The following is a 3291-nucleotide window of genomic DNA, read 5'->3' on the forward strand; positions in this document are numbered from 1 at the left end:
CGGCGTGGCCGGCCGCTGGCGCGCGGGTGCGGCCCTGACCATCCGCGGGAAGTTCTCCATCGTGATCGCCGGGCCGGTGCTCACGCGGTACGCGGACGCGTTCGGTCGTTCGCGCGCCCGGGCGGCGACGCGGCGGGTGCAGGCGCGCGAGGTCGCCGTGGCGGACCCGGTGCACTGACGTACGGGGCCGTGGGGCGCGAGGACGACGCGGGGCCGGTGCACCGGCCGGGCTGGTGTATGGTGGTGCCCGCGCCGCAGGCGGAAGCAGAGCGGTTGCGCGGGCGTAGCTCAATGGTAGAGCGCTTGCTTCCCAAGCAAGATACGCGGGTTCGATTCCCGTCGCCCGCTCCACACCACGACGACGGCCCCGGGCCCCTCACGCGAGGGACCCGGGGCCGTGTCGGTCCACGTCGCCCCGCCACGGCCGCACCGGGAACGCAAGACGTCGGAATGCGGCCACATTCCGGCGTCATGGCGACCGCTGGCGTTCCAGGTCGCCGCGTGGGGTCCCGCTCCCCTCAACGGCCCGCGCGGATCTCGCGCAGCCGGCGTTCCAGGTCGACCGGCAGGTCCGCGGCGAAGCGCGGGTCGAGGTCGGGCCCGGCGTCCGCCAGTCGGTAGACGCCGTCGGCGCGGGCGAGGAACCCGTAGTCCACGAGTTCGCGACGCAGCGTGGCCACGTCCTCGTGGGCGGGGCGCAGCAGGTCGTTGACCTCGGCCTCCGCGTAGGCGCGGCCCGCTCTGAAGCGACGCAACAGCTCGAGAAGGACGGCCACCCGCGGCTTGCGACGCGCAGGGATGGAGCGCAGCCGGTCCCCGTCGAAGAAGCGGGCGAGCACGGTCGCGTGGTAGCGCTCGGCGGACTGCCACTCGTCGGCGAGGGCCGCCGCCGCGGCGGTGTACCGCTCACCGGTGACGGCCATGCGGGCGCGGATCAGGGTCTTGAGGTCGGACTGACGGGTCATGGTGCATCCTCGCCGGCGCGCTCCCGGCCATGCCGCGCCGCGGGTCGGGGACGACGTCCGTCGCGTGCGGGTGGGCCCGAGGATCCGCTCCCCTTCGCGCCGGGCTGCAGGGCCCTGCCGCGCGGGACCGGGCCGCGTGGCGCGCTCGGCGGTGGGCGCCGCCGTCGTGATCCAGGCTAGCCGACGCCCGCGACGTAGGATCGCGCCATGCCCCTGACCCCGCCGCGGACCGCCCCACCCCGACCTGTGGAGGCCCGTCCGTGACCCAGGTGCTCTCCGGCTTCGCGGTCGTGTGGGTGATCATCCTCGTGGGCGTCCTGGTGGGGCGCACGGGGGTGCTCGGTGAGCACGGCCGCACCGTGCTCTCCCGCGCGGCGTTCTTCATCGGCAACCCGGCGCTGCTGTTCGTCACGCTCTCCCGCGCGGACGTGGGCGCCGTGCTGGGCCCCCAGCTGTGGGTGGCCACGCTGTCCGCGTTCACCGCGGCCGCACTGTACCTCGCGGTGACGGTCCCGCTGCTGAAGGGCAGGTCGGCCTCGGAGCGGATCATGTCCGCGCTCAGCGCCTCGCTCGTGAACTCGGCGAACCTCGGCATCCCCATCGCGGCCTACGTCCTCGGCGACGCCGCCCTGGCCGCCCCGGCGCTCATCTTCCAGCTGGCGATCTACACGCCGCTCTACGTGGCCGCGATGGACGCCGCCACCGCGCGCGAGGCCCGGCGACGCACGACGGCGGGCCGGCGCCGGGCGGTGCGCCGCTCCCCCGGGCGCGCCGTGGCCGACCAGGTCCGCCACACGGTCACCAACCCCCTGATCCTGGGCTCGGTGGCCGGCCTGGTCTTCTCCCTCACCGGCTGGTCGTTGCCGGGCCCCCTCATGGAGTCCGTGGAGCTCATCGGCGGGCTGTCCATCCCGGCGATGCTCCTGGCGTTCGGCATGTCGCTGGTCGGCTCGCGGCCGCTCGAGCGGGCCGGCGGGCGACGCGCGGACGTGCTGCTCGCCTCGGCGGTGAAGCTGGTGGTGCATCCGCTGCTGGCCTGGCTGCTCGCGCAGTTCGTGTTCGGCCTGGATGCGCGGCACGTGTTCGTCGCCGTCGTCCTGGCCTCCCTGCCGACCGCACAGAACGTGTTCGTCACCGCCGTGCGCTACGACGCGGGGCTGCGCGTCTCGAAGGACACGATCCTGGTCACCACGATCGTCGCGATCCCGGCGATGATCGCCGTCGCACTGCTGCTGGCCTGAGGCCGACGACGGCGGCGCCCGGCCCGGTGCCCCGCGCCGGACGCCTCGCCGCGGCTCAGACGTCCCGGCGGATCAGCTCGTCCAGCCCCGTGGGCGAGAGCAGGTACGGGGCGACCTCGAGCACGGTGCGCGCCCCCGTCTCCCCCTGGGCCTTCAGACGCGCGGCGGCGCGGCCGTAGGCGACCTGCGCGGCGGCGGTGAAGTCCGGGTTGGACTCCAGCTCCAGCACGAACTCGACAGCGCTGCGCGAGCCGCCGAGGTCGCCCGAGGTGACGACGTGGCCGCCGTGCGGCATGCCCTGGTGGTCGCGCTCGAACTCCTCCTCGGAGATGAAGTGCACGGTGGTCTCGTACGGGGCGAAGTAGTCGGGCATCGTGGTGATGGCCTCGGTGATGGCCGCGTGGTCGGCCTCGTCGGCCACCACGTAGCACTCACGCACGTGCGCGGAGGCGCCGGTGATCTCGGCGCCCCGTCCGGCGCGGGCCTCGGCGATCGCCTCCTCGCTGGGGATCGTGTACTGCACGCCGCGCCGCACGCCGGGGACCCGCCGGACGGCGTCGGAATGGCCCTGCGAGAGACCCTTGCCCCAGAACGTGTTCTGCTGCGGCTGCGGGAACAGCGCGGCGCCCAGCACCCGGTTCACCGAGAACAGGCCCGGGTCCCAGCCGGTGGAGATCATCGCCACGTGCCCGCCCTCCCGGGCCGCGGCGTCCATCTCGGCGCGGTGCCGCGGGATGAGCTGGTGGTTGTCGTAGGTGTCCACGGTGGTGAAGTGCCGCGCGTAGCCGGCCGCCTGCTCGGGGATGTCCGTGGCGCTGCCGAGGCAGAGGAACAGCACGTCGATCTCCCCGGCGTGCTCGGCGGCCCGCTCCGCCGGGAGCACGGGCGTGTCCGTGTCCAGGCCGGTGCGGCGCGAGAAGATGCCCACCAGCTCCATGTCCGGCTGGAGCTTCACGAGCTTCTCCACACTGTGGCCGAGGTTCCCGTATCCGACGATGCCGGCGCGGATGGTCATGTGCGTCCTCCTGGAGGGGTCGTGGTCAGGTCGGTCCCGCCAGCCTAGGTGTAGGAGGGCATGACGTTGT

General features: G+C 74.0%; 3 protein-coding genes and 1 tRNA gene. 2 read left to right on the top strand and 2 right to left on the bottom strand.

Going from position 1 to position 3291, the window contains the following annotated elements; translation table 11 throughout:
• Positions 1-277: 277 nt before the first annotated feature.
• Positions 278-351 (top strand) — tRNA-Gly (locus HMPREF3105_RS06415).
• Positions 352-518: 167 nt separating this feature from the next.
• On the opposite strand, the gene HMPREF3105_RS06420 is transcribed toward HMPREF3105_RS06415, so the two are convergent.
• On the bottom strand, positions 519-965 hold the full coding sequence (locus HMPREF3105_RS06420; RefSeq protein ID WP_036317141.1) for a DUF2087 domain-containing protein: 447 nt from the start codon (positions 963-965) through the stop codon (positions 519-521).
• A 260-nt stretch (positions 966-1225) separates the two neighbouring features.
• On the opposite strand from HMPREF3105_RS06420, the gene HMPREF3105_RS06425 reads away from it, so the two are divergent.
• Positions 1226-2206: an AEC family transporter gene (locus HMPREF3105_RS06425; protein ID WP_060973616.1), complete on the top strand. Its 981-nt coding sequence runs from the start codon at positions 1226-1228 to the stop codon at positions 2204-2206.
• A 55-nt stretch (positions 2207-2261) separates the two neighbouring features.
• Here the strand turns inward: HMPREF3105_RS06425 and HMPREF3105_RS06430 are convergent, their stop codons facing one another.
• Entirely contained in the window at positions 2262-3221 is a 960-nt protein-coding gene (locus tag HMPREF3105_RS06430; protein ID WP_036317138.1) for a diaminopimelate dehydrogenase, read from the bottom strand.
• Positions 3222-3291 lie beyond the last annotated feature (70 nt).

The organism is Micrococcus sp. HMSC31B01 (genome assembly GCF_001816085.1).
GTDB lineage: Bacteria > Actinomycetota > Actinomycetes > Actinomycetales > Micrococcaceae > Micrococcus > Micrococcus luteus.

Coding starts and splice junctions, on each gene's coding strand:
- HMPREF3105_RS06430 (WP_036317138.1), bottom strand. CDS start 3,221: ATGACCATCCGCGCCGGCATCGTCGGATACGGGAACCTCGGCCACAGT.
- HMPREF3105_RS06420 (WP_036317141.1), bottom strand. CDS start 965: ATGACCCGTCAGTCCGACCTCAAGACCCTGATCCGCGCCCGCATGGCC.